Origin of the sequence: Bradyrhizobium sp. CW1, from assembly GCF_023100665.1 — a bacterium.
GTDB lineage: Bacteria > Pseudomonadota > Alphaproteobacteria > Rhizobiales > Xanthobacteraceae > Bradyrhizobium > Bradyrhizobium canariense_D.
Genome location: NZ_CP064684.1, coordinates 4,600,992 through 4,624,886 on the forward strand (window position 1 = coordinate 4,600,992; position 23,895 = coordinate 4,624,886).

Annotated in this window: 22 protein-coding genes; 11 read left to right on the forward strand and 11 right to left on the reverse strand. The window is 65.1% G+C overall.

Annotated elements, in window-relative coordinates:
- Positions 1-10: 10 nt before the first annotated feature.
- Complete coding sequence (gene guaA, locus IVB54_RS22740; RefSeq protein ID WP_247363249.1) at positions 11-1,609, reverse strand: glutamine-hydrolyzing GMP synthase; 1,599 nt, start codon at positions 1,607-1,609, stop codon at positions 11-13.
- Between the two features lie 131 nt (positions 1,610-1,740).
- On the opposite strand from guaA, the gene IVB54_RS22745 reads away from it, so the two are divergent.
- Positions 1,741-2,112, forward strand: coding sequence for a nuclear transport factor 2 family protein (locus IVB54_RS22745; RefSeq protein WP_018459191.1), 372 nt, complete (start codon positions 1,741-1,743; stop codon positions 2,110-2,112).
- A gap of 41 nt (positions 2,113-2,153) precedes the next feature.
- On the opposite strand, the gene IVB54_RS22750 is transcribed toward IVB54_RS22745, so the two are convergent.
- Complete coding sequence (locus IVB54_RS22750) at positions 2,154-2,606, reverse strand: helix-turn-helix domain-containing protein (RefSeq protein ID WP_018459192.1); 453 nt, start codon at positions 2,604-2,606, stop codon at positions 2,154-2,156.
- A gap of 182 nt (positions 2,607-2,788) precedes the next feature.
- Here IVB54_RS22750 and IVB54_RS22755 point away from each other — a divergent pair, with 182 nt between their 5' ends.
- The 3 genes from IVB54_RS22755 (at position 2,789) to IVB54_RS22765 (ending at position 4,867) form a co-directional block, all read left to right on the forward strand.
- Complete coding sequence (locus IVB54_RS22755; protein WP_245288535.1) at positions 2,789-3,973, forward strand: MFS transporter; 1,185 nt, start codon at positions 2,789-2,791, stop codon at positions 3,971-3,973.
- A 92-nt stretch (positions 3,974-4,065) separates the two neighbouring features.
- On the forward strand, positions 4,066-4,398 hold the full coding sequence (locus IVB54_RS22760; protein ID WP_018459194.1) for a DHCW motif cupin fold protein: 333 nt from the start codon (positions 4,066-4,068) through the stop codon (positions 4,396-4,398).
- 259 nt (positions 4,399-4,657) lie between these two features.
- Positions 4,658-4,867 (forward strand): cold-shock protein, encoded by a 210-nt coding sequence (locus tag IVB54_RS22765; protein WP_007592195.1) that lies wholly within the window; start codon positions 4,658-4,660, stop codon positions 4,865-4,867.
- Between the two features lie 133 nt (positions 4,868-5,000).
- Here IVB54_RS22765 and IVB54_RS22770 read toward each other — a convergent pair whose 3' ends face one another.
- Entirely contained in the window at positions 5,001-6,299 is a 1,299-nt protein-coding gene (locus IVB54_RS22770) for an RsmB/NOP family class I SAM-dependent RNA methyltransferase (protein ID WP_018459195.1), read from the reverse strand.
- A gap of 34 nt (positions 6,300-6,333) precedes the next feature.
- Positions 6,334-6,756: an MAPEG family protein gene (locus IVB54_RS22775; protein ID WP_026233755.1), complete on the reverse strand. Its 423-nt coding sequence runs from the start codon at positions 6,754-6,756 to the stop codon at positions 6,334-6,336.
- A 168-nt stretch (positions 6,757-6,924) separates the two neighbouring features.
- Here IVB54_RS22775 and IVB54_RS22780 point away from each other — a divergent pair, with 168 nt between their 5' ends.
- Positions 6,925-7,584 (forward strand): hypothetical protein, encoded by a 660-nt coding sequence (locus IVB54_RS22780; protein WP_018459197.1) that lies wholly within the window; start codon positions 6,925-6,927, stop codon positions 7,582-7,584.
- 55 nt (positions 7,585-7,639) lie between these two features.
- On the opposite strand, the gene IVB54_RS22785 is transcribed toward IVB54_RS22780, so the two are convergent.
- The 3 genes from IVB54_RS22785 to guaB form a co-directional block, all read right to left on the reverse strand.
- The gene (locus IVB54_RS22785; protein ID WP_026233756.1) at positions 7,640-7,930 is read right to left on the reverse strand and encodes a hypothetical protein; all 291 of its coding nucleotides are present in this window, start codon (positions 7,928-7,930) and stop codon (positions 7,640-7,642) included.
- Positions 7,931-8,080: 150 nt separating this feature from the next.
- Positions 8,081-9,103 (reverse strand): NADP-dependent oxidoreductase, encoded by a 1,023-nt coding sequence (locus IVB54_RS22790; RefSeq protein ID WP_247776449.1) that lies wholly within the window; start codon positions 9,101-9,103, stop codon positions 8,081-8,083.
- A 299-nt stretch (positions 9,104-9,402) separates the two neighbouring features.
- Entirely contained in the window at positions 9,403-10,893 is a 1,491-nt protein-coding gene (gene guaB, locus IVB54_RS22795; protein ID WP_007609139.1) for an IMP dehydrogenase, read from the reverse strand.
- Positions 10,894-11,273: 380 nt separating this feature from the next.
- Here guaB and IVB54_RS22800 point away from each other — a divergent pair, with 380 nt between their 5' ends.
- The gene (locus IVB54_RS22800) at positions 11,274-12,764 is read left to right on the forward strand and encodes an MFS transporter (protein ID WP_018459200.1); all 1,491 of its coding nucleotides are present in this window, start codon (positions 11,274-11,276) and stop codon (positions 12,762-12,764) included.
- Here IVB54_RS22800 and IVB54_RS22805 read toward each other — a convergent pair.
- On the reverse strand, positions 12,761-13,459 hold the full coding sequence (locus IVB54_RS22805) for an RlmE family RNA methyltransferase (RefSeq protein WP_018459201.1): 699 nt from the start codon (positions 13,457-13,459) through the stop codon (positions 12,761-12,763). The two genes, IVB54_RS22800 and IVB54_RS22805, sit on opposite strands and share 4 nt — an antisense overlap.
- A 1-nt stretch (position 13,460) precedes the next feature.
- On the reverse strand, positions 13,461-14,528 hold the full coding sequence (locus tag IVB54_RS22810; protein ID WP_026233757.1) for a Ppx/GppA phosphatase family protein: 1,068 nt from the start codon (positions 14,526-14,528) through the stop codon (positions 13,461-13,463).
- 210 nt (positions 14,529-14,738) lie between these two features.
- Here IVB54_RS22810 and IVB54_RS22815 point away from each other — a divergent pair, with 210 nt between their 5' ends.
- Positions 14,739-17,111: a xanthine dehydrogenase family protein molybdopterin-binding subunit gene (locus tag IVB54_RS22815; protein WP_018459203.1), complete on the forward strand. Its 2,373-nt coding sequence runs from the start codon at positions 14,739-14,741 to the stop codon at positions 17,109-17,111.
- Positions 17,112-17,273: 162 nt separating this feature from the next.
- Here the strand turns inward: IVB54_RS22815 and IVB54_RS22820 are convergent, their stop codons facing one another.
- Entirely contained in the window at positions 17,274-18,080 is an 807-nt protein-coding gene (locus IVB54_RS22820) for a hypothetical protein (RefSeq protein ID WP_247776450.1), read from the reverse strand.
- A 141-nt stretch (positions 18,081-18,221) separates the two neighbouring features.
- Here IVB54_RS22820 and IVB54_RS22825 point away from each other — a divergent pair, with 141 nt between their 5' ends.
- The 3 genes from IVB54_RS22825 to IVB54_RS22835 all read left to right on the forward strand — a co-directional run bounded on the left by IVB54_RS22825 (position 18,222) and on the right by IVB54_RS22835 (position 21,677).
- Positions 18,222-18,719 carry a YaiI/YqxD family protein gene (locus IVB54_RS22825; protein ID WP_018459205.1) on the forward strand — a complete coding sequence of 166 codons (498 nt, stop codon included), beginning with the start codon at positions 18,222-18,224 and terminating at the stop codon, positions 18,717-18,719.
- 8 nt (positions 18,720-18,727) lie between these two features.
- The gene (locus IVB54_RS22830; protein WP_247776451.1) at positions 18,728-20,533 is read left to right on the forward strand and encodes an ATP-binding cassette domain-containing protein; all 1,806 of its coding nucleotides are present in this window, start codon (positions 18,728-18,730) and stop codon (positions 20,531-20,533) included.
- Between the two features lie 64 nt (positions 20,534-20,597).
- Positions 20,598-21,677 carry an alanine racemase gene (locus IVB54_RS22835; RefSeq protein WP_026233758.1) on the forward strand — a complete coding sequence of 360 codons (1,080 nt, stop codon included), beginning with the start codon at positions 20,598-20,600 and terminating at the stop codon, positions 21,675-21,677.
- Here IVB54_RS22835 and IVB54_RS22840 read toward each other — a convergent pair whose 3' ends face one another.
- Positions 21,678-22,580, reverse strand: coding sequence for a LysR family transcriptional regulator (locus tag IVB54_RS22840; protein WP_204510951.1), 903 nt, complete (start codon positions 22,578-22,580; stop codon positions 21,678-21,680).
- Positions 22,581-22,672: 92 nt separating this feature from the next.
- Here IVB54_RS22840 and IVB54_RS22845 point away from each other — a divergent pair, with 92 nt between their 5' ends.
- The gene (locus tag IVB54_RS22845) at positions 22,673-23,890 is read left to right on the forward strand and encodes an MFS transporter (RefSeq protein ID WP_018459209.1); all 1,218 of its coding nucleotides are present in this window, start codon (positions 22,673-22,675) and stop codon (positions 23,888-23,890) included.
- Positions 23,891-23,895: the final 5 nt, after the last annotated feature.

The window sequence follows — 23,895 nt, forward strand, 5'->3', positions numbered from 1 at the left end:
TCTCTAAAAACTACTCCCACTCAATCGTCCCAGGCGGCTTGCTGGTCACGTCATACACCACCCGGTTCACGCCCTTCACCTCGTTGATGATGCGCGTCGCGGTCTCGCCCAAGAACTTCATGTCGAACTGGTAGAAGTCCGCGGTCATGCCGTCGGTGGAGGTGACGGCGCGCAGGCCGACGACGAAGTCGTAGGTGCGGCCGTCGCCCATGACGCCCACGGTCTTCACAGGAAGCAGCACGGCAAAGGCCTGCCAGATGTCGTCGTAGAGACCGTGCTTCCTGATCTGGTCGATGTAGACCGCGTCCGCCTTGCGCAGGATCTCGAGCTTGTCGCGGGTGATCTCGCCGGGGCAGCGGATGGCGAGACCGGGGCCCGGGAACGGGTGGCGGCCGACGAAGATTTCGGGCAGGCCGAGCTCGCGGCCGAGCTTGCGCACCTCGTCCTTGAACAGCTCGCGCAGGGGCTCGACCAGCTTCATGTTCATGCGCTCGGGGAGACCGCCGACATTGTGGTGCGACTTGATCGTCACCGACGGGCCGCCGGTGAAGGAGACGCTCTCGATCACGTCAGGATAGAGCGTGCCTTGCGCCAGGAAGTCAGCGCCGCCGATCTTCTTGGCCTCCGCCTCGAACACCTCGATGAAGAGGCGACCGATGGTCTTGCGCTTCACTTCCGGGTCGGTGACGCCTTCGAGCTCGCCCAAAAACTGCTTCGAGGCATCCACGTGCACGAGCGGGATGTTGTAGTGGTGGCGGAACAGGTCGACCACGGTCTTGGCTTCGTCAAGGCGCAGCATGCCGTGATCGACGAACACGCAGGTGAGCTGCTCGCCGATGGCTTCGTGGATCAGCACGGCCGCGACGGCGGAATCGACTCCGCCGGACAGGCCGCAGAGCACCCTGCCCTTGCCGACCTGGGTGCGGATCTTCGCGATCTCCTCCTCGCGGAAGGCGCGCATGGTCCAGTCGCCGGAAAGGCCCGCGATCTTGCGAACGAAATTGCGGATCAGTTTGGCGCCGTCGGGCGTGTGCACCACTTCCGGGTGGAACATCACGCCGTAATATTTGCGCGTCTCGTCCTGGATGATGGCGAACGGCGCGTTCGGCGAGGTGCCGGCCACCGAGAAGCCCGGCGGCATCTTGGTGATGCGGTCGCCATGGCTCATCCAGACCTGGTTCTTGCCGCCTGGTAACCAGACGTCCTCGAACAGCTTGCTCGGCGCCTTCACCTCGACATCGGCGCGGCCGAATTCGCGGTGATGGCCACCCTCGACAGTGCCGCCGAGCTGCTCTGCCATCGCCATCTGGCCGTAGCAGATGCCCATCACGGGCACGCCGGAATCGAAGATCGCTTGCGGCGCGCGGGGCGAGCCCGCCTCATGCACCGATTCAGGGCCGCCGGAGAGAATCACCGCCTTCGGCTTCATCTCGTTGAAGGCTTGTTCGGCCTTGTTGAACGGGACGATCTCGCAATAGACGCCGTCCTCGCGCACGCGACGCGCAATGAGCTGCGTCACCTGGCTGCCGAAGTCGACGATGAGAATCTTGTCATGCGCCGAGGCCACGGAGGGCGTCGACGCGGAGCGGTCGGTCTGTGCTGCTGTCATGGCAAGCAGATACGCGACGGGGGCTTTTCCCGCAACCGCGCGGGCCGCGCGCCCACATTCTTCTTTGGGGTATGGACAAATCGATATAGGTAAGTATTATTGACCTATATGGCCCGATCAGGGAGAACGCCATGCCAAACCATCATCAGCCGTCATCGCTTGCAGAGCTCGGCCGCACCTGGGTCGAGGCCTGGAACGCGCGCGACCTCGAACGCGTGCTCACGCTCTATGACGAGGACGCCGTGATGACCTCGGACCGCATCCCCATGTTGGGGTTCGATGAAAGCGGCACCGTGCGCGGCAAGGATGCGTTACGCGCCTATTGGGGCAAGGCGCTCGCGCTGTTGCCGAACCTGCATTTCTCGCTGATCGAATTGTTCGTCAGCCCTGATAGCGTGGTGGTGTTCTACGAGAACGAGCGGGGAAAGCGGATCTGCGAATATCTGCGGGTGAACGCGGCCGGAAAGATCGTGCAGGGATCGGCGAATCATCCGGTGCCCTGAGTCGCGCTTCTAGCTCGAGGACGCACCAAGGCCGACGCGAATCAGCGCTTGCGCAGACCGGCCTTTCTCACCCTGGTATCGGACCATGCCAGCGGACGGCCGGCCCGCGACGGAAGCACGAGCTTCCCGACCGGCTGGCCCGTCTCGTCCACCAGGTCCGAATGGACTTCGCCGCGCGCGTAGAGATTCGCTTCGCCCCATTGGCGCAAGCTGACCACGACTGGAAACAGCTCGCGCCCCCTCTTGGTCAGCGCATATTCCCGATAGGCGCTGCCGTCGGAGGCCGGAATCAGTTCGAGCACGCCAAGCTCCACCAGCCTGTGCAGCCGCGCAGTGAGCATGCCCTTGGCGATGCCGAGGTTCTTCTGGAAATCGCCAAATCGACGCAGCCCGTCGAAGGCATCGCGCACGATCAGAAGCGACCAAATGTCCCCAACTGCGTCCAGTGCACGCGCCACCGGGCAGTCAGCCTCGGCAAAACCGGTCCGCTTCATTCGCCGCCCTCCAAATTGGTCTTAAAATAGGACTGGACAGCGCGGTGTGCAACTGGTCTTATTTTAAGACTAGATAGAACGTGCCGGAGACGACAATGACAATCCACGATGCCGCCACAGCCGGACCGACCAACGCCGACGAAAAGGCCGACGACACCGCCGGGCGCGGGCTCTCGCGCGGGATGGCGATGCTGCTGGCGCTGACCTGCGGCCTGAGCGTCGCCAATATCTACTTCGCGCAGCCGCTGCTCGATGCCATGGCGCGCGATCTCGGCATCGACCCCGCCGCGATCGGGATGGTGGTGACCTTTACCCAGATCGGCTACGCGTTCGGCTTGATCCTAATCGTGCCGCTCGGCGACCTCTGGGATCGCCGCCGCCTGATCGTCGGCCAGACCGTGCTGTCGGCGATCGGCCTCGTCATCGTCGGCACGGCGGCGCATGCCGCCGTGCTGCTTGTGGGAATGGCGCTAGTCGGCATGCTCGCCGTCGTCGTCCAGGTCCTCGTCGCCTTTGCCGCGACGCTGGCCAGACCGGACGGGCGCGGCCGCGCGATCGGCACCGTCACGAGCGGCGTCGTCGCCGGCATCCTGCTGGCGCGGTTCGCCTCGGGCGCCCTGGCCGATTTCGGCGGCTGGCGAATGGTCTACCTGGTCTCGGCCGGCCTCATGCTGGCCATGGCGGCGCTGCTCCTGCGCGTGCTGCCGCGCGGCCGGCAGTCGGCGCTGGCCCGATCCTCTTATCTGTCGCTGTTGCGCTCAACCGCCTCGCTGTTTGTCGAGGAGCCGATACTGCGCGAGCGCGCGTTGTTTGCGTTTCTGATCTTCGCCAATCTCAACGTGTTCTGGACGTCGATCGTGCTGCCGCTCTCGGCGCCTCCCTTCGCGCTGTCGCATACCACGATCGGATTGCTCGGCGTCGCCGGGTTCGCCGGAGCGCTCGCGGCGCGCAATGCCGGGCGGCTTGCCGATCTCGGATGGGCCCAGCGGACCACCGGGCTGTCACTGCTGCTGATGCTGGGTGCCTGGGCTCCGATCGCCTGCCTGCAAAGCTCGCTCTGGCTGGTCGTCGCCGGCGTGATCGTGCTGGATCTGGGACTCCAGGCCGTGCACGTGACGAGCCAGAGCCTGATCATCGCCGTGCGGCCCGATGCGGCGAGCCGACTGGTGGGCGGTTACATGGTGTTCTACTCGGTCGGAAGCGCGATTGGCGCGATCGCGTCGACGATGGTGTACGCGATGGCCGGCTGGTCCGGCGTCTGCGTGCTCGGCGCGGGAATCAGTGCCGCCGCGCTGCTGGTCTGGGTCATCATCGCAAGCAGGATGCCGGTGACGGCAGATTGCGCGCTGATGCATGGGCAAAAATAAGGGCCGAAAACAATAAGAACTGTAAAAATGAGGACTACCGCGAAAGCATCCGATAGTAACGGCACTGCCGTCGCCGCCCCAGGATCACCATCATGAAGCTGCCCACCTCCCCCTTCACCGTCACCGACTGGAGCAAGGTCGAGCCGACCGTCCATCCCGGCGAGACCGGGCAAGCCCAGTGGCGCACGCTCGACATCGGCGATCTCCGGGTGCGGATGGTCGAATATTCGCCGGGCTATCTCGCCGACCATTGGTGCGACCGCGGCCACGTGCTGTACGTGCTGCAGGGCGAGCTCGACAGCGAGCTGCGCGACGGCCGCAAGTTCAAGCTCACGGCGGGGATGAGCTACCAGGTCTCGGATTTCGGCGATGCAGCGCACCGGTCCTCGACGGCGACGGGGGCGACGCTGTTTATCGTCGATTGAGGCGCCCCGGAAGGGTTAATTTGCACCGCAAAATAGCAAAATTCGGCGACATCCCGAGCGGCGGGTGGTGCCTTGAAGTGGCCCCAAAATCTCGCTATATTGTGATCATCGATACTTGGCCGAACGACTGGGCCGCTTCGCTTCGTTGCTGACGGGCGCGCACGCTTCAGATGATTTCTCCAACATCGACTGATCAGGACTATGGGCGCAATAGTGCGTACCGGTCCGCGTGTTAACTTCTTAAGCAAAGGAAATTCCCATGGCTATGGGCACCGTGAAGTGGTTCAACAATCAAAAGGGCTTTGGTTTCATTCAGCCGGATGACGGCGACAAGGACGTGTTCGTGCACATCAGCGCCGTCGAGCGCGCTGGCCTCTCGACCCTCAACGAAGGTCAGAAGGTCTCGTTCGACATCGTCGCCGATCGTCGCAGCGGCAAGTCCTCGGCTGACAATCTCCGCGTCGGCTAAAGCCCGCGCACCGTTCTGACCACGGACGTACCGGCAGAACGTCGAGTTAGAAAACCCCGCGACCGGGTTCCGGTTCGCGGGGTTCTTGTTTGGTGAGACAGGCGTCGCGTCATCCGCGATGTCGTGGGGTGGGCTATGCCTTCTTCAAGACCGAGACGAAGAACCCGTCCGTTCCCGTCCGCCGCGGTGTCATCAGCCAGCCTTCCGGCGATTGCAGCGCGGCTTGCGCAAACTCCTCGGCCTTGTCCCAGAGCACGCTCGCGGTCTGCTCGGGCGGCACCACAGCGAACTCGGGATGGCGGGCGGTGAACGCCCTCACCTGGTCGCCGTTCTCCTCTGAGAGCACCGAGCAGGTGATGTAGGCAATGCGGCCGCCGGCCTTGAGCAGCGGAACCGCGCGATCGAGCACCGCGGTCTGGTCCCGCAAGCGGATCTCCAGCGCGCCCGGACGCATGCGCCATTTGGCATCGGGATTGCGGCGCCAGGTTCCGGTTCCCGTGCAGGGCGCGTCGATCACGACGAGGTCGGCGGTCGCGCTGATCTCCGCCAGCGGATCGGCCTCGCCCTTGGGCGTGCGCACATCGGCATTGTGGACGCCGGCGCGCGACAGGCGTTCGTGAATGGGCGCAAGTTGCCGCTTGTCGCTGTCGGTCGCGATCAGCCGGCCCTTGCCCTGCATCATCGCGGCGAGCGCCAGCGTCTTGCCGCCGGCCCCCGCACAGAGATCGATCACCTGCTCGCCGGGTTTTGCCGCGGTCAAGGCAGCCGCAAGCTGTGACCCCTCATCCTGCACTTCAATGGCACCCTTGATAAAATCCTCTTCGGCCTGGATACCGGGGTTGCGCGCATCGGCCGAAAGCTCGATGCGCAGGCCGGTTGCGGACCAACGCGTCGGTTTCGCATGAAGGTGAGCAAGCGCCCCCAGCGTCTTGTCGCGATTGGATTTTAACGTGTTGACGCGCAGGTCGAGCGGCGCCCGGCTCGCCATCGCGGCCGCCTCCGCGACGCGTTCGTCGCCGAACGCTTTTGCCAAATACGGATCCAGCCATTCCGGATAGTCACCGGCGATCGCGGCCGGGGCGCCTTCAAGCGACCGCGAGGCGAGCGCGGCCTGCTCGGGCTCGGTCAACGGCGCGGGGGCAAAGCGGCTGCCGTCGAACAGCGCGGCCATCGTCGCCGTATCCATGTTGCGCTCGAGGCGAAGCATGCCGATCAGCCGCGCACGCGCGGTATCCGAATCCATCAGGTAGGCGCTCGAGGCATAGCGGCGCAGCACGTCCCAGACGAGGCCGGCAATGGCGGCGCGGTCGCCGGATCCGGCGAAGCGGTGCGCGGTGCCCCACTCCTTCAGCGCCTTGGCCGCGGGCACGCGGTCCTTCTCGATGGTGTCGATCAGTTCGATGGCTGCGGACAGCCGGGCAGCGGGAGTCATTTGAATCTTTCAGATCAAATCCGACGGCTAACCGTCAGATCAACAAGAGCATCTTCAGTGCGAAGTAGATCCACATCGCGAGCAGCACGAGCACGCCGGCGAGCCAGATCGTGGAGCGGCGCCCGAGATTGTTGGAGGAGACGAAGATTCCGGCATGGACGAAGCGCGTCACCACGAACACCCAGGACATCAGCACGATGAAGAGATCGGCATGGCGCAACGGGAGCGCCAGCGCGATCAGGGCGTAGAACAGCACCGGCAATTCGAACTGGTTGCGGTAGCAATTGGCGATTTGTGTGGCGCCCTTGGGCCAGTTGGGCTCGCCGAGCGCAATGTCACGGCTCTTGGTCTCGCCGGAGACGAGCGCGCGCCGGCGTCCCAGCGCCATGGCGATCAGGAGCGCGAAGGTGAGACCGACCTGCACGAAGACCGGCAGCAAAACCATTTGAATGGACATCGGAATTTCCCGGGATTTCCCATCCGGCGGAGACCACAGCTAGCGTCCATTAGCGGTCACCGCTGGTCCTGACAATCAACGAGTTGAACCGGCGTTCCCGATGAGGCGACCCACTGTCGACAGTTAAAGCGATTTCCCCCTTTGGGGCGCGCAAGGCGAGAGACCGCCATGAACACCCTCTTCAGCCAGTTCGGCAGCCTGACCGGCGCTTTGACCGAGTCCGCCGACGGCCAGTTCGGCATCCTGATGTCGGCGCTGGCAGGCATCGCGACGGCGCTCGCGGTGGCGCTGGCAATGACGGTCTACTTCCGAATGAGCTATCGGACCTGGCGCGATGTCCTCAGGCATGGCCTCGCTGCGCTCGCCGCCCTCGCTCTGTTTGCGTTTGCCGCCTACGACATGCGCCATGCCGCGCTGGCCTATCTCGGCCTCAATCCCTCGAAACCCGCGGTCGAGTTCGAGATCCGCATGCCCAAGGAGACCTTGGCGGCGGCGTCCGACACCCAGATCGAGCTGCATACCGACCGCAACCAGACGCTGGCACTGGTCGAGGGCGTGCGGGAGCTCGGTGATGGCCGCTCCGTGCTGCGTGGCGCGGTACCGCTCAACCACCGCACTGCGGACCGCGTGCTGGTCGTGAACCTGCCCGGCAAGGGCACCTTCGAATTCCGCCTCCGCCTGCCGGCCGAGCCGCATCGCTCCGAACAGTCCGGCGCTCAGTTCGGCCCTCAGTTCGGCCCTTGGCACCTCGCCGACCGCATCGCCTCGCCGCTGGCAAGCCCGGTCGCCCCGCAAGACGCCTACACAATCCGCTATCGCGTGCTTTAAACTTTGTTCGATCGCCCCAAGATGGGCGGCGAGCATGAGCGCTGCCCATGGCTGCTCAAGCGACGCTTTTGAGATCCTGCTGGATCGCGGCAAGCAAGGACTGCAGCGCGTCGCTGTTCACCGGTTTGGCCCCGGTATTGGCGGGCAGAACATTGGCAGGCCGCGCGGCATTGACCGGGCGCTTGGGGAATGGCGGCGTGGGTGTGGGCATCGCGGATTGCGCGAACACGTCCTCGGTATGGACGAACTTGCCATGGATGACGTCGTCGCGACGGCCCATGACAAACATGGTCGCCCAATAACCGGCAGCCAGCAGGATTACGCAGAAAACAACAAGCTCTAACATCATCGCACCTGAAATATGCGCAATGATTCAATGCCTTCGCGAGCCCGTCAATGAACCGACGGTCACACCTGCGGCTTTTACGGGCGGGTGTGGCCGATCAGTCACTCTTTGTTAACCATACCCGGCCCCCGAGGGGGCGAGAGCGGCCGATCAAGGTTTGTCCGGCCCGACCCGCACCAGCTGCTTGCCGAAATTGGCCCCCTTGAGAAGCCCCATGAAGGCTTCGGGCGCGCTCTCCAGGCCCTCGGTGACGAACTCCTTGTACTTGACCTTGCCCTCGCGGACCCAGCCGGACATGTCGCGCAGGAAGTCGCCATGGCGGGAGGCGAAGTCGGAGACGATGAAGCCGCGGAAGGTCAGCCGCTTGGTCAGGGTCGCGCGCATCATGCTGGCGGCCCATTTCGGCGGCTTCGCTTCAGTGTCGTTGTAGTGGGCGATGAGGCCGCAGACGGGTACGCGCGCAAACGCATTGAGCAGCGGGAACACCGCCTCGAACACGGCGCCGCCGACATTCTCAAAATAGACGTCGATACCCTTCGGGCAGGCGTCCTTCAGCTTCGTCGCCAGATCGGGATCGCGGTGATCGATGCAGGCATCGAAGCCGAGCTCCTTCACGACGTAATCGCATTTGTCCTTGCCGCCTGCGATTCCAACCGCGCGTGCGCCCTTGATCTTCGCGATCTGTCCCACGGCCGAGCCGACCGCGCCGGAGGCGCCGGCGACGACGACGGTCTCGCCTTGCTGCGGCTTGCCGATATCGAGCAGGCCCGTGTAGGCGGTCATGCCGGGCATGCCCAGCACGCCGACGGCCGTCGAGATCGGCGCGAGCTTCGGGTCGATCTTGTTCAGCCCCTTGCCGTCGGAGATCGCGTGCGTCTGCCAGCCCGCGCGCGAGAGCACGATGTCACCCTTGGCAAAGTTTGGATTGTTGGAGGCTGCGACCTCGCAGACCGTACCGGCTTCCATCACACCACCGACGGGCACCGGCGTCGCGTAGGACGGACCGTCGCTCATGCGCCCGCGCATATAGGGATCGAGCGAGAGCCAGATCGTGCGCAGCAGGACTTCGCCTGCGGCAGGCGTAGGAACCGCGAATTCCTCGATGCGGAAATCGGACGGCTTTGGCTCCCCGACGGGACGCGCGGCGAGAACGATGCGTTTGCCTTGGGACATGATGGCTTCCTCCAAATTATACTTCGGCGTGGACGGAAGCGGAGGGAGGCAGCTGCGTCAATACAAAAACGGTGGAGCGTGGTGGCGCGACAGCGCCGCAAATGAAGTTTGGTACACACCAACTACGCCCTCGCTGTCATCGCCCGACTTGATCGGACGATCCAGTATTCCAGAGGCGGCCGTGATCGAGCCGAAAAGGCCGCGGCGTACTGGATGCCCCGGTCAAGCCGGGGCATGACAGCGCATGCGAGGCTAGCGCGCGAAAAACAACGCGCAGCCGAGCGGCACGAGAGCGGAGACTAACCCCCGCCCGGATAGTTCGGCGCTTCGCGCGTGATGGTGACGTCGTGGACGTGGCTTTCGCGCAGGCCCGCGCCGGTGATGCGGACGAACTGGGCCTTGTCGTGCAGGTCCTTCATGTCCTTTGCACCGACATAGCCCATCGCGGCGCGCAGGCCGCCCGCGAGCTGATGCATGACGTTGCCGACCGGGCCCTTGTAAGGCACCTGGCCTTCGATGCCTTCGGGCACGAGCTTGAGCGTGTCCTTGATGTCCTGCTGGAAGTAGCGGTCGGCCGAGCCGCGCGCCATCGCGCCGACCGAGCCCATGCCGCGATAGGCCTTGTAGGAGCGGCCCTGCCACAAGAACACTTCACCGGGCGTCTCGTCGGTGCCGGCGAGCAGTGAGCCGACCATCGCGATGTCGGCACCGGCAGCGAGCGCTTTGGCAAGGTCTCCGGAAAACTTGATGCCGCCGTCGGCAATGACGGGGATGTCCGACTTCTTCGCCGCCTCGACCGCATCCATGATCGCGGTGAGCTGCGGAACGCCGACGCCGGCGACGATGCGCGTGGTGCAGATCGAGCCCGGGCCGATGCCGACCTTGATGCAGTCCGCGCCCGCATCGATCAGCGCCTGCGCACCCTCCGAGGTCGCGACGTTGCCGGCAACGACCTGCACGGAATTGGACAGGCGCTTGATGCGGTTGACCGCATGGAGCACGTGACGGGAATGGCCGTGCGCGGTGTCGACCACGACGAGATCGACGCCGGCATCGATCAGCCGCTCGGTGCGCTCGAAGCCGCTATCGCCGACCGTGGTGGCGGCGGCGACGCGGAGGCGGCCCTGCGCGTCCTTGCAGGCCAGCGGATGGGCGACCGCCTTCTCCATGTCCTTCACGGTGACCAGGCCGACGCAGCGATACTGCTCGTCGACCACAAGCAGCTTCTCGATGCGATGCTGATGCAGCATCCGCCGCGCCTCGTCCTGGCTGACATTCTCGCGCACCGTGACGAGACCTTCATGCGTCATCAGCTCGGAGATTTTTTGCTGGCGGTCGGTGGCGAAGCGGACGTCGCGGTTGGTGAGAATGCCGACCAGCTTGCCCGGCGTGGACTTGCCCGCACCGGTGACGACGGGAATGCCGGAGATGCCGTGATCGCTCATCAGCTTGAGCGCATCGTCCAGCGTGGCGTCCGGGCTGATCGTGAGCGGGTTCACCACCATGCCCGACTCGTAGCGCTTGACCTGCCGCACCTGGGCAGCCTGCCCTTCGGGATCGAAATTGCGATGGATGACGCCGATGCCGCCGGCCTGCGCCATGGCGATCGCCATGCGGGCTTCGGTGACCGTGTCCATGGCGGAGGCCATGATCGGGATGTTGAGCGGAATGGCGCGGGTGACGCGGGAGCGGATGTCGACCTCGCCCGGCATGACGTCCGACAGGCCCGGCTTCAGCAGCACGTCGTCGAACGTGAGGGCTTCGCGAATGCCTTGTTGCACCGTGGCCATGTGCCAACTCCTTCCGCGGCCCTGCCGCAAATAGCTATGGATGAGCGCCGCCCTCGGCGTACCTTGCGGCAACGCCGGAGAATCGGAGCCCATCGGTGGGGTTGACGCGGGTCGATAGCACGGGCGGGCGACGAATCAAAGCAATTCGGACCGCCGGCCAGCCATGCACAGGCTTTTTTGGGCAAGTTCGGCGGCGGATAGCCTTCGCGGCGGCACGTACTGGCGAACGGCAGATCATCGTGATCTCCGGCGCAGGGCGCACCCGCCTGGGGTCACGCGGGATTTAGGTGCTATGCGTCGATCCGCAATGGTCGCGGCCCAGTGGCGGTGATAAGCCGCAATTCTCGCCCTTCGTTCCCGATGTCCATTACCAATCCGTCATGGTCGACAAGCAACGCATCATTCCGCTGATCGTGGCCACTGCTCTCTTCATGGAGAACATGGACTCGACGGTGATCGCCACGTCGCTGCCCGCGATTGCGGCCGACATCGGCACCAGCCCACTGACGCTCAAGCTCGCGATCACTTCCTATCTGCTGTCGCTTGCGGTCTTCATCCCGGCGAGCGGCTGGACCGCCGACCGGTTCGGCGCGCGTCTGGTGTTTGCGATTGCCGTCGGCGTGTTCATGGTCGGCTCGGTCGGCTGCGCGCTCTCGACATCGGTCACCGATTTCGTGTTCGCGCGCATCCTCCAAGGCATGGGCGGGGCAATGATGACGCCGGTCGGGCGCCTCGTGCTGCTGCGGTCGGTCGACAAGAGCGCGCTGGTCAACGCGATGGCGTGGGTGACGGTCCCTGCCCTGATCGGCCCCGTGATCGGGCCGCCGCTCGGCGGCTTCATCACCACCTACGCGTCATGGCACTGGATCTTCCTGATCAACATCCCGATCGGGCTGCTCGGCATCTTCATGGCCTTGCGCTTCATCGATCCCATCAAAAGCGAGGAACGAGAGCCGTTCGACCTCTACGGCATGGTGCTCGCGGGCCTCGGGCTCGCCGGCATCGCCTTCGGGCTGTCGGTCGCCGGACTCAATCTGCTGCCATGGAGCACGGTTGCCGCCCTGGTCGTCGGCGGATCGATCTCGATGTCGCTGTATGTCCTTCACGCGCGGCGAACGGGGTCGCCGGTGCTGGACTTTACGCTGCTGAGGCTGCCGACACTGCGCGCGGCCGTTCTCGGCGGCTTCATGTTCCGGCTCGGCATCGGCGCGCTGCCGTTCCTGCTGCCACTGCTGATGCAGATCGGATTCGGCCTCTCGCCGTTCAAGTCCGGCCTCGTCACGTTTGGCTCCTCGCTCGGCGCCATGGGCATGAAGGCGCTGGCCGCGCGCATCATCCGCGCCTTCGGCTTCCGCAACCTGATGACGGTGAACGCGATCATCAGTGCGGTTTTCCTGGCCGCCTGTGCCCTCTTCACCGTGACGACGCCCCTGCTGATCATCATGATCATCCTGGTGGTCGGCGGCTTCTTCCGTTCGCTCGAGTTCACCGCGATCAACACGGTGGCCTATGCCGAGGTCGAGCAGGCGCAGATGAGCCGCGCCACCACGCTCGTCAGCGTCAACCAGCAGCTCGCGGTCTCGGCCGGCGTCGCGGTCGGCGCCGCCTCCGTGGAGACGACGATGTGGTTCAGCCACGTCAGCGAGCTCGACGCCACCGTATTTGCGCCGGCCTTTCTCGTGATCGCCCTGACTTCGGCGGCGTCGAGCTGGTTCTTCTGGCAGATGCCCACCGATGCCGGCCACGAAGTTTCCGGCCGCAAAGCGGTGGAGATCGCGAGCCGCAAAGGTGCCGGCAAGGGCGCGGCCAAGGCGGCCGTCAAGGCGGCGACCGAGGATACGCAGGATGTGCGGGATCAGCGGCTGGGCTAGTGCTCCACCTCGTCGTTGCGAGCCCCCCGAAATCCCGTCGCGAGGACGTAGCGCTCCGAGGAATCCGCACGGCTTGCGGCCGGCTTGACGTGACGCACCGTGGCGAAATCGCGCTTGAGCTGGGCGAGCAGTTCGGCGTCGGCGCCACTCTGGAACGCCTTCGCCAGGAAGGTCCCGCCCGGCCTCAGCACATCGCAGGCGAACGCGGCAGCGGTCTCGATCAGGCCGACGATGCGAAGCTGGTCGGTCTTGCGATGACCGGTGGTGTTGGCAGCCATGTCGGACATGACAATGTCGGCGCCGCCGTCGAGCATGGCCTTGAGCTTGTCCGGCGCGTCATTGTCCATGAAGTCGAGCTGCGCGAACTCGACGCCGGCAATCTCGGGGATTTCGAGCAGGTCGATCGCGATGACCTTGCCCTTGCCGTCGACCGAGCCGACGCGCTTGGCGGCAATCTGGCTCCAGCCGCCCGGCGCGGCGCCGAGATCGACCACAGCCATGCCGTGCTTCAGCAGCCGGTATTTGTCATCGATCTCGAGCAGCTTGAACGCGGCGCGCGAGCGATAGCCCAGCGCCTTCGCCTTCACCACATAGGGATCGTTGAGCTGCCGCTCCAGCCAGAGCTTCGACGACAATTTGCGCTTGCCGTGGGTCTTGACCTGGACGTGCAAACGGCCGGTGGTGTCCTTGACCATCTCACCAGCTCCTGAGCGCGCCGTCTTCGCGCATCATCTCGACCAGCATGCCTTCGCGCAAGCCCCGGTCGGCGACGCGCAGGCGTGGCAGCGGAAAGGCGCGGCGGATCGCGTCGAGGATGGCGCAGCCGGCCAGGACGAGATCGGCGCGCTCAACGCTGATGCAGCTGTTCGCGGCGCGCTCCTCGTAGCTCATGCCAAGCAGCTTGTTGATGGTCGCGGTGACGTCGGTATCGTTCATCCAGACGCTGTCGATGCGGCGGCGGTCGTAGCGCGCGAGGTTGAGATGGATGCCGGCGAGCGTCGTCACAGTGCCTGACGTGCCGAGCAGATGCATATCAGTGAGATCGCCGCCATGCTGTTCGGCGAACGGCGCGATGTGATGGGCGACCTCGCGCTCCATCGCGGCGTAGATCTCGGGCGTCACGTCGCGGCCCCCGAACTGCTCGGCAAGCGTGACCACACCGAACGGGATCGACATCCAGGCTTTGATGCGCGGCTCCGGATTTGCGGCGTCGCGCTCGATCCGTACCAGCTCGGTCGAGCCGCCGCCGATGTCGAACAGGATTGCGCCGCGCCCCCTGGGATCGACCAGCGGCGAGCAGCCGAGCACGGCAAGCGCCGCCTCGGTCTCGCGGTCGATTACCTCGAGCTCGATCCCGGTCTCGGCAGCGACGCGGCTGCGAAAGCCTTCGGCATTCGAGGCGGCGCGGCACGCTTCGGTGGCGATCAGCCGCAGCCGCCGCGCTTTGCGCAGGTTGATCTTGTCGCGGCAGATGCCAAGCGCCACGATGGCGCGTTCGATCGCGGCCTCGCTGATGCACCCGGTTGCCGAGACGCCCTCGCCGAGCCGGATGATGCGCGAGAAGGAATCGACCACGCGAAAGCCGTCGTGGGTCGGACAGGCGATCAGGAGCCTGCAATTGTTGGTGCCGAGGTCGAGCGCCGCGTAGACGCCGGTTCCCGGCGCTTGCGCGCCGACGGCCGGTTCAGTGGCGAACGCCGCCGCCATCGACCCCAGCTCACCGTGCGGCGCAAGGCCGTCGCGGAGCCGCGTGTGGTCATTCATACAAACTGTCTTTCCGCGGCCGGTTAGGCCGATCTGGAATTGCTTTTTCGCCTGAAACATTAGCAGCGCACCAATCCTGCGCAACAACGCATCACATGGGACCATGCCCATTCGTGCGTTGTCGTGAGCGGGCCGGTGGGTTATTTTTGAGGGGTCCGGACCCCAGGCGCCCCCCAAACCGCGCATTTGCCGGCTTTTCAGGTCAATTCCATGCAAGAACACACCAAATCCTCCACGCTCGAAAACGCTATTGCACTGCAAAAATATGGCGTCGGGCAGCCGGTCCGCCGCAAGGAGGACGATACCTTGGTGCGCGGCAAGGGCCGCTACACCGACGATTTCAACCTGCCCGGCCAGGCCCATGCCGTGATCGTTCGCTCGACCCATGCCCATGGCGTCATTCGCGGCATCAACATCGATGCAGCCAGAGCAATGCCGGGCGTGCTCGGGGTGTGGACCGGCGAAGACCTCGATGCGGCCGGCTACGGCCCCTTCACCTGCGGCCTGCCGCTGAAGAGCCGTGACGGCTCGCCCCTGCTCCAGACCAACCGCCAGCCGCTCGCAACCGACAAGGTCCGCTTCGTCGGCGATCCCGTCGCCTTCGTGGTGGCGGAGACGCTGGCCCAGGCGCGCGACGCGGCCGAGGCGGTCGAACTCGACATCGAGCCGCTGCCGGCGGTGACCGATCCCGAGGAAGCCGCAAAACCCGGCGCGCCGCAACTGTACGACCACATCCCGAACAATGTCGCGCTCGACTACCACTATGGCGACACCGACAAGGTGAACGCGGCCTTCGCCAGTGCTGCTCACGTGACCAAGGTCGACATCGAGAACACCCGCGTCGCCGTGGTCTCGATGGAGCCACGCGTTGGCCTTGCCTCCTATGACAAGAAGACCGAGCGCTACACTCTTCAGGTGCCCACGCAGGGGGTGGCAGGCAACCGTGCCAATCTCGCCAAGAATCTGAAAGTGCCGAACGAAAACGTGCGCATTCTCACCGCCAATGTCGGCGGCTCCTTCGGCATGAAGAACATCAATTACCCCGAATACATGTGCATCCTGTACGCGGCGAAGACGCTGGGACGACCGGTGAAGTGGCTGGACGAGCGCTCGACCAGCTTCCTCTCCGATAGTCACGGCCGCGCGCAGAAGATTCATGCCGAGCTCGCGCTGGACGCCGAGGGGCATTTCCTCGCCGCCAAGCTCTCGGGTTACGGCAATCTCGGTGCCTACATCACCGGCGTTGCTCCCAGTCCGCTCTCGCTCAACACCAGCAAGAACTTTTCCAGCGTCTATCGCACGCCGCTGATGGCCGTCGACATCAAGACGGTGCTGACCAACACCACGTTGATGGGCGCCTATCGCGGCGCCGGCCGGCCCGAGGCCAACTACTACATGGAGCGGCTAATCGACCGCGCCGCGGACGAGATGGGCATCAACCGGCTGACCCTGCGGAAGCGCAACTTCATCAAGCAGAACCAGATGCCGTTCGCCGCGTCCTCCGGCGTCACCTATGACAGCGGCGACTTCCAGGCCGTCTTCAACAAGGCCCTCGAAATCTCCGACCACGAGAATTTTGCCAAGCGCAAGAAGGAGAGCAAGAAGTCCGGCAAGCTGCGCGGCATCGCCGTCGGCTCCTATCTGGAGGTGACCGCACCTCCCGGCGTCGAGCTCGGCAAGATCGTGTTCGATCCCGATGGCTCGGTGCAGCTCATCACCGGGACGCTCGATTACGGTCAGGGCCACGCATCCGCATTCGCGCAGGTCCTCTGCCAGCAGCTCGGCGTTCCCTTCGACAGCGTCAAGCTGGTGCAGGGCGACAGCGACATCGTCCACACCGGCAACGGCACCGGTGGCTCGCGCTCGATCACCGCGACCGGCATGGCGATCGTGGGCGCCGCCAAGCTCGTGATCGAAAAGGGCAAGCGCGCCGCCGCGCACATGCTGGAGGCCTCCGAAGCCGATATCGAATTCGAAGGCGGCAGCTTTACGATCGCCGGCACCGACCGCAGCATCGACATCATGGAGCTCGCCAAACGCCTGCACGACAGCAAGATGCCGGAGGGCGTACCCGACAGCCTCGACGTCGATCACACCAGCGAACCGGTGCCATCAGCCTTCCCGAACGGCTGCCATGTCGCCGAGGTCGAGATCGACCCTGAGACCGGCGTCGTGCAGATCGTGCGCTACAGCGCGGTCAACGATTTCGGCACGGTGATCAATCCGCTGCTGGTCGCGGGCCAGCTCCATGGCGGCGTGGTCCAGGGCATCGGCCAGGCGCTGATGGAGCACGTCCGCTACGACGAGAGCGGCCAGCCGATCACGGGCTCGCTGATGGACTACGCTCTGCCGCGCGCCGAGGACGTTCCGAACATGACGGTCGGCGACCACCCGGTGCCGGCCACGACCAATCCGCTCGGCAGCAAAGGCTGCGGCGAAGCCGGCTGCGCCGGCAGCCTGTCGACGGTCGTGAACGCGGTGATCGACGCGCTCTCCGAATACGGCATCAAGCACATCGACATGCCGCTGACGCCGGAACGCGTGTGGCGCGCGATCCAGGATGCGAAGGGGAAAGCGGCGTAAAGGGCGTTCCGTCGTCGCCACAAACTCCGCTGTCATCGTCCGCGAAAGCGGACGATCCAGTATTCCAGAGACGGTCGTGGGATACGGAGGAGCCTCGGCGTACTGGATTCCCCGCCTTCGCGGGGAATGACAGCGAGTGTGAGGACGCGCTGTGCTCCTTCCCTACGCCGCCGCCTGCTCGCGCGGCTGGTAGATCGCGATGTGCAGGCAGTGCGCCAGCGGCGTCGTGCCGTTGGCGACCACCAGCGCGTCGAGCTCGACGAAGCGGTGGCCCTTCTTCTCGTAGTTCGCGGTGACTTTTGCCCGCGCGGTGATCTCGTCGCCGGCGCGCGCGGCTGACAGCAATTGCATGCGGCTGCCGACATGGATCCAGGGGCCGAGCATCGTGTTGTCCACCAGCACGCGGTTCATGACGCGCTGGATCAGGCCGGGATGGCCGAGCCCCTCGCCCGCGAAGATCGGATCGGTCTCACGGATGTCGGCGAGATAGTCGGCGGCATCCTGCCCGGCCCAGCGGCGCGGCGTCGTGCCCAACCATTTGCCGGTCTCGAAGGTTGCTGGGCTGACCGGTTTGCGCTCGGCAACCGCGGGGACCTCGACATAGTCGCTCAACGACACCGCAGCCGCAGTCGCAGTTGCCTGCAGCGCCGCCGTGCCGGTGGCACAGAGCTCGGTGCGGCTGAACACCTCGATGGTGAGCAGGCCGTTGTGCTCGGTCGCATCGACGTCGGCGGTCTCGCCGTCATAGACCGGCTTGATGAAACGCGCCTCGATCAGCCCGCGCGACAGGAAATCGCGGCCCCAGCGCGACACCGGCACATGCATCATGTAGGCGAAGACGTCGACGCCGGGGACCAGCCCGCCGGAGAACCCGAAGCGGCGCGCCACTGCATCGTCATGCATCTTGTTTTCGGATTGCTTGGCCGTGTTGTAGGCCTCGACGCGATAGGTTTCGAGCCGGTTCGGCATGGCTTGGCTTTCCCCAATTTCTTGTTGTTTCGGCCCGATCGTAGGCCCTGAGGAACCGGGGTCAATCCCCTCGCCTTTGCGGCCCGAATGGGGTACCACGCGGCTGCTGCGGAACCGCTTCGCAAGCCCCATCTACGGACCATGACGAACCCTCAAAACACCACTCGTATCTATGTCGACGCCGATGCCTGTCCGGTGAAGGACGAGATCTATCGCGTTGCCGGCAGGCACGGCCTGCCCGTGAGCGTGGTCGCGGGCAATTTCATCCGCGTGCCCCAGGATCCACTCATCGAGCGGATCGCCGCTGGTGCCAGCATGGACGCAGCCGATGACTGGATCGCGGAACGCGCCGGGCCCGGCGATATCGTCATTACCTCGGATATTCCGCTCGCAAGCCGCTGCGTGAAGGCCGGCGCCGATGTGATCGCGTCCAACGGCAAGGCGTTCACCGAGGAATCGATCGGGATGACGCTCGCGGTCCGCAACCTGATGACCGATTTGCGCTCGGCCGGCGAAGTCACCGGCGGTCCGAAATCGTATTCACCGCGCGACCGCTCGACGTTTCTGTCGACGCTCGACCAGACCATCCGCCGCATTCAGCGCCGCCGCGCCGACCAGGCCGCAACAAGACAGGACTGAGACACCGCATGGCGCCACCGCTGATTCAACTGCGCGATATCAAGCTGACCTTTGGCGGCACGCCGCTCCTGGCGGGCGTCGAACTGTCGGTTTCGACCGGCGAGCGCGTCTGCCTGATCGGCCGCAACGGTTCCGGCAAATCGACGCTGCTCAAGATCGCCGCCGGCCTGGTCGAACCGGATGGCGGCAGCCGTTTCGTGCAGCCCGGCGCCACCATTCGCTACCTGCCGCAGGAGCCGGATTTTTCCGGTTTCTCCACCACGCTCGCTTATGTCGAGGCCGGCCTCAATGCTGGCGACGACCACTATCAGGCGCGCTATCTGGTCGAGCAGCTCGGTCTCAGCGGCGAAGAAGATCCGGCGCATGTCTCCGGCGGCGAAGCGCGCCGCGCCGCGCTGGCACGCGTGCTGGCGCCCTCGCCCGACATCCTGCTGCTGGATGAGCCGACCAACCATCTGGATCTTCCGACCATCGAATGGCTGGAGAGTGAACTGGAGAGCCGCCGCTGCGCGCTGGTGATCATCAGCCACGATCGGCGCTTCCTCGGCAATCTCTCGCGCAGCACCGCCTGGCTCGACCGCGGCCAGATCCGGCAGATCGACCGCGGCTTCAGTGCCTTCGAGGCTTGGCGCGACGAGGTGCTCGCGGAGGAAGAGCGCGACCAGCACAAGCTCGACCGCAAGATCGTCAACGAGGAGCACTGGCTGCGTTACGGCGTCTCGGGCCGCCGCAAGCGCAACGTCAAGCGACTCGGCAATCTCCACGCGCTGCGCGACCAGCGCCGCACCCATCGCGGCGCGACGGGCAACGCCAACCTGGCGGCTGCCGAGGCCGACAAGTCCGGCAAGCTCGTCATCGAGGCCAAGAATATCAGCCGGTCCTATGGCGAGCGAAAGATCGTCGACGGCTTCTCGATCCGCGTCCAGCGCGGCGATCGCATCGGCATCGTCGGCCCGAACGGCGCCGGCAAGACCACGCTGATCGAGATGCTGACCGGCGGCAGCGCACCGGACAGCGGCAGCATACGGCTCGGCGCCAACATCGAGATGGCGACGCTCGACCAGCATCGTGAAAGTCTCGATCCGAAGACGACGCTGGCCGAGGCGCTGACCGGCGGCCGCGGCGACCATGTCATGGTTGGCGGCAAGCCGAAGCATGTCGTCAGTTACATGAAGGACTTCCTGTTCGCCCAGGAACAGATGCGCACGCCGCTGGAGGTGCTGTCGGGCGGTGAGCGCGGCCGGCTGATGCTGGCGCGCGCGCTGGCAAAACCCTCCAACCTCCTGGTGCTGGACGAGCCGACCAACGACCTCGACCTGGAGACCCTCGACGTCCTCGAGGAGATGCTCAGCGACTACGAGGGCACCGTGATTCTGATCAGCCACGATCGCGATTTTCTCGACCGCGTGGTGACGTCAGTGATCGTGCCCGAGGGCAACGGACGCTGGCTCGAATATGCCGGCGGCTATACCGACATGCTGGCCCAGCGCGGCGCCGACGTGAAGCGCGCGACCGCGAAGGCCGTCGAAGAGACGAGAGAGCAGCGATCATCCGTGCCGTCCGGCGTCGCGAGACGACGCTTGACCTTCAACGAGCAACACGCGCTGGAGACGCTGCCCAAGACCATCGCCAAGCTGCAGGCCGAGATCGCCAAGCAGCAGCGCTTCCTTGACGACCCCGATCTCTTTCGCAAGGATCGCAAGCGCTTCGACCAGGCCTCCGACGCTCTGACGAAGGCGCAAAAGGAACTGGCCGAGGCCGAGGACAAATGGCTGGAGCTCGAAGTGCGGCGCGAAGAGATTGAACAGGCCTAGCGTGCATTCCGCAAAAGTGGGCACCGCTTTTGCAAACGGGATGCGCGCCAACTCAGAGACTTCCATGACAACGACCCTTGCCGCCAAGATCGCCCGCGAATACGGCACGCCCTGCGCCGTTATCGACATGGACAAGGTAGAGCGCAACATCGCGCGGATTCAGAAGGCTTGCGACGACGCCGGGATCGCCAACCGTCCCCACGTCAAGACGCACAAGAACCCCACCATCGCGAAGATGCAGATCGCGGCCGGTGCCAAGGGCATCACGTGCCAGAAGCTCGGTGAAGCCGAGATCATGGCCAATGCCGGCATCGACGATATCCTGATCAGCTACAACCTGCTCGGCGAAGAGAAGATGGCGCGGTTAGGGGCGCTGCAGGCGAAGGCCAACATGACGGTCGCCGCTGACAATTCGACCGTCGTCGCCGGCCTGCCCAAGGCCGCCGCAGCCTCAGGTCGACCGCTATCGGTCGTGGTCGAATGCGATACCGGCCGCCAGCGCGCCGGCGTCGAGACGCCCGCCGAGGCGATTGCACTGGCGCAGAAGATTGCCGCATCCAAGGGCCTGCAATTCGCCGGCTTCATGCTGTATCCGACCGAGACTGGTTGGGCGGACGCCCAAAAATTCTATGACGAAGCTCTGGCCGGCGTGCGCGCACACGGGCTGGATGCAAAAATCGTCTCGACCGGCGGCACGCCGAACCTGAAGAACCTCGGCAAGCTCAAGGGCGGCACCGAGCATCGCTTCGGCACCTACATCTATAACGACCGCATGCAGGTCGCGGCCGGCGTCGCCACCTGGGACGACTGCGCGCTGCACATCTATTCGACCGTGGTCAGCCGCGCCGCGCCTGAGCGCGGGATTCTGGACGCCGGCTCAAAGACTCTGACGACGGACACCGGCGGCCTCGACGGCCACGGCCTCATCCTGGAGCACCCCGAAGCGAAGATCGCACGCTTCGCCGAGGAGCACGGCTTCCTCGACCTCTCCCGCAGCAACACCCGGCCTAACGTCGGCGACGTCGTGCGGGTCGTGCCAAATCATGTCTGCGTCGTCGTCAACATGATGGACGAAGTGGTGATGGTGCGCGGCGAGGAGATCATCGGCACGCTGCCGGTGGCGGCACGGGGGAAGCTGAGATAGCTAGCCCCCGATCAGTGCCTGGAGTTCCCGGACCAATCCGTCGCGAAAGAGTTTGATCGGCCGCTCCAGCCGACCGGCGGGGGCGCGATGCACCACCCAAGCGCGCACGGCGGGTTTGAAGTCGCGCGCGGCGACCGGCTTGAGCCTGTCGCGAAATGCGCTACGTTTCAGGGCGATCGGGGTGACCAGCCCGACGCCGAGGCCGCGCGACACCAGCGACAGGCGGAGCTCACTGTCCAGCGCCTCGACGGCGATGTTGAACGGCAGATGCGAGGCATCGAATTTTCGCTTCAGCGTATCGCGAAATCCACAGCCGTCCTGGTTGATCACCCATGACAGTTGGGACAGCCGTTCCAGGTCGACGGTGCGCGGGATCTTCATCTCGCGTGCGACGACGAAGACGACGGGCTGCGCGCCGAGATCGTCGGCCGCCAGATCGGCGGGCGGCACTGCACCGTCGGGGAGACAAATCGCGGCTGCATCGAGCTCGTTGCGGCAGACACGCTCGAGCTGGTTCGGCGACCAACCGGAGACCACCCGCACCGCCAGCGCGGGAAATTCGGCGCGCACCGCATCGAGTGGTGCGGTCAAGCCCGCTTCCGAGAGAAACGGCGTCAGGCCGAGCCTGAACTCGCCGCGGACCATTCCGTCGCTGGCAACGCCCGACTTGAGGTCGTCCAGCATCCTGAGCAGGCGCCTGCCCTGCTCGTAGGCCTCATGCCCCGCTGCCGTCGGCTTCAGGGGCTTCGAGAGCCGATCCAGAAGCTGCGCCCCCAACATCTCCTCGAGATTCTGGATGCGTCGGGTCACGCCAGGCTGGGTGAGATTGAGACGCGCCGAAGCTGCGACAATCGATCCGGTCTCGACCACGGCGACGAAAGCGACAAGGTCATGGGTATTCATAACAAACCCCGCATATTCTTTATAGGCTTATTTGAATTGTAGCATATTGCTCGCTCCGCTTAAAGGGTCTCGCGCTACAGCTGCGAGGTCCCATGACTGTCTCCGAAACCATCAGGCCTGCGTCCCGAAACCAGCTCGCCGAGCGGCCGCTGATCTGGCTCGGCGCGATCACCGCCGGTGTCATCGTCACCAATCTGTTCGCGCCACAGATCCTGCTCGGCTTGATCGGCCGGTCAATGTCCATGCCGGCGTGGCAGGCGGGGCTGATCAGCACGCTGACCTTGCTCGGCTACGCACTCGGCCTGCTGCTGCTCGTGCCTCTTGTCGATCTGGTCGAGAACAGGCTTGTCATCCTCCGCACACTCGGCTGCGCGATCCTCGCCGCTCTCGCGACGGCGCTCGCGCCGACGCCTGCGCTTCTGCTGCTCGCCACCTTCATCCTTGGCGCCTGTTGCGCGGCGATCCAGATGATGGTTCCGCTGGTCGCATCTATGGTGGCGCCGGATCGCCGCGGTCAGGCCATCGGCGAGGTGATGGGCGGATTGATGATCGGCATCCTCTTGTCACGACCTGCGGCGAGCCTGATCGCCGATCTCTGGAGCTGGCGCGCCTACTATGTCGTTTCGGCCGCTCTGATGGCCCTGCTTGCCGGCGCACTCGCCCGTTACCTTCCAACCCTTCGACCGTCGGCACGCGCGAGTTACGCCGATTTACTGCTGTCCTTTCCAAGACTGCTGCGCGAAGAGCCGGTGCTGCGCGTGCGGGCCTGGACCGCCTCGCTTGTCATGGCCTCCTTCACGGCGTTCTGGTCGGCGGTCGCGCTGCGGCTGCCGGATGCGCCGTTCGACCTCGACGCCAAGGGAATTGCGGCTTTCGCGCTGATCGGTGTGGCGGGCGCCGCGGCGACACCGATCGCGGGACGCTGGGGCGACAAGGGCCGGGCGCGGCCGATGTTCTTTGCCGCCCATCTGCTCATCATCGGCTCGCTTGCGCTCTGTGCCTGGGCGAGCGTGCTTGAATCCCAGATCACCGGTCTGCTGGTACTGAGCCTCGGCACGATCCTGCTCGACGTCGGCATCACCACCGATCAGACGCTGGGCCGCCGCGCCATCAACCTGTTGCGCCCCGAGGCCCGCGGTCGCATGAACGGCCTGTTCGTCGCGCTGTTCTTCGTTGGCGGTGGCATCGGCGCGGCGGCGGCATCGCTGGCCTGGAGTTTTGGCGGCTGGACGATGGTCTGCGCGGTGGCGGCAAGCTTCGGCGTGCTCGGCCTCCTCACGGATCTCGCAACCCGGACCGGGACGTCATGATGCGG

Bases quoted from the DNA above. Each gene is read 5' to 3' on its own strand.
- IVB54_RS22825 (WP_018459205.1), top strand. From the start codon at position 18,222: ATGACGAACCCTCAAAACACCACTCGTATCTATGTCGACGCCGATGCC.
- IVB54_RS22810 (WP_026233757.1), bottom strand. From the start codon at position 14,528: ATGAATGACCACACGCGGCTCCGCGACGGCCTTGCGCCGCACGGTGAG.
- IVB54_RS22820 (WP_247776450.1), bottom strand. From the start codon at position 18,080: ATGCCGAACCGGCTCGAAACCTATCGCGTCGAGGCCTACAACACGGCC.
- IVB54_RS22770 (WP_018459195.1), bottom strand. From the start codon at position 6,299: ATGACTCCCGCTGCCCGGCTGTCCGCAGCCATCGAACTGATCGACACC.
- IVB54_RS22785 (WP_026233756.1), bottom strand. From the start codon at position 7,930: ATGTTAGAGCTTGTTGTTTTCTGCGTAATCCTGCTGGCTGCCGGTTAT.
- IVB54_RS22845 (WP_018459209.1), top strand. From the start codon at position 22,673: ATGACTGTCTCCGAAACCATCAGGCCTGCGTCCCGAAACCAGCTCGCC.
- IVB54_RS22765 (WP_007592195.1), top strand. From the start codon at position 4,658: ATGGCTATGGGCACCGTGAAGTGGTTCAACAATCAAAAGGGCTTTGGT.
- IVB54_RS22840 (WP_204510951.1), bottom strand. From the start codon at position 22,580: ATGAATACCCATGACCTTGTCGCTTTCGTCGCCGTGGTCGAGACCGGA.
- IVB54_RS22800 (WP_018459200.1), top strand. From the start codon at position 11,274: ATGGTCGACAAGCAACGCATCATTCCGCTGATCGTGGCCACTGCTCTC.
- IVB54_RS22835 (WP_026233758.1), top strand. From the start codon at position 20,598: ATGACAACGACCCTTGCCGCCAAGATCGCCCGCGAATACGGCACGCCC.
- IVB54_RS22775 (WP_026233755.1), bottom strand. From the start codon at position 6,756: ATGTCCATTCAAATGGTTTTGCTGCCGGTCTTCGTGCAGGTCGGTCTC.
- guaA (WP_247363249.1), bottom strand. From the start codon at position 1,609: ATGACAGCAGCACAGACCGACCGCTCCGCGTCGACGCCCTCCGTGGCC.
- IVB54_RS22815 (WP_018459203.1), top strand. From the start codon at position 14,739: ATGCAAGAACACACCAAATCCTCCACGCTCGAAAACGCTATTGCACTG.
- IVB54_RS22790 (WP_247776449.1), bottom strand. From the start codon at position 9,103: ATGTCCCAAGGCAAACGCATCGTTCTCGCCGCGCGTCCCGTCGGGGAG.
- IVB54_RS22805 (WP_018459201.1), bottom strand. From the start codon at position 13,459: ATGGTCAAGGACACCACCGGCCGTTTGCACGTCCAGGTCAAGACCCAC.
- IVB54_RS22830 (WP_247776451.1), top strand. From the start codon at position 18,728: ATGGCGCCACCGCTGATTCAACTGCGCGATATCAAGCTGACCTTTGGC.
- IVB54_RS22760 (WP_018459194.1), top strand. From the start codon at position 4,066: ATGAAGCTGCCCACCTCCCCCTTCACCGTCACCGACTGGAGCAAGGTC.
- IVB54_RS22745 (WP_018459191.1), top strand. From the start codon at position 1,741: ATGCCAAACCATCATCAGCCGTCATCGCTTGCAGAGCTCGGCCGCACC.
- IVB54_RS22750 (WP_018459192.1), bottom strand. From the start codon at position 2,606: ATGAAGCGGACCGGTTTTGCCGAGGCTGACTGCCCGGTGGCGCGTGCA.
- guaB (WP_007609139.1), bottom strand. From the start codon at position 10,893: ATGGCCACGGTGCAACAAGGCATTCGCGAAGCCCTCACGTTCGACGAC.
- IVB54_RS22780 (WP_018459197.1), top strand. From the start codon at position 6,925: ATGAACACCCTCTTCAGCCAGTTCGGCAGCCTGACCGGCGCTTTGACC.
- IVB54_RS22755 (WP_245288535.1), top strand. From the start codon at position 2,789: ATGGCGATGCTGCTGGCGCTGACCTGCGGCCTGAGCGTCGCCAATATC.